This window comes from Alishewanella sp. WH16-1 (assembly GCF_001441695.1).
GTDB lineage: Bacteria > Pseudomonadota > Gammaproteobacteria > Enterobacterales > Alteromonadaceae > Alishewanella > Alishewanella agri.
The window spans coordinates 1-407 of record NZ_LCWL01000089.1; the positions used below are offsets into that span (position 1 = coordinate 1).

A 407-nucleotide genomic window follows, 5' to 3' on the forward strand; every position below is an offset into this window, starting at 1 on the left:
ATTTGTGGGGATCCCTCAGCTAACCCGGAGCATGCGAAAGATGCATCGAAGTTACACAGCTCCTCAATTATTACACTAAAGCTGTAGCACTCTTTTTGGCCATATTCTATATTACTGGGGCAGCTAGTGTACTCTTAATGGTAAAGCGGCGGTGTTATGATCGTTTATGCGGGTTCGACCCCCGCCATTAGCTGCTTTATTTTTATTCTGGTTTCCAAAAATAGCTTCCACGAATTAATACCCTTAGATCTTATCTACCGCTAACCCCAGATCCAGAGTACGTTGTGAACAAAAGCGCCTATAATAAATTACGGCTACCACCGGCATTTCTAAGCTGCCTGTTCGGCAGTGAAGGCACAAGCGCCAATGTAGTTGACGCCGAACAGCAGACAGGGCAAATCGTTTAT

Annotated in this window: 1 tRNA gene; it reads left to right on the forward strand. The window is 45.2% G+C overall.

The window, feature by feature from the left end:
• The first annotated feature begins 122 nt into the window (after positions 1-122).
• Positions 123-193, forward strand: a tRNA-OTHER gene (locus tag AAY72_RS16720).
• Positions 194-407: the final 214 nt, after the last annotated feature.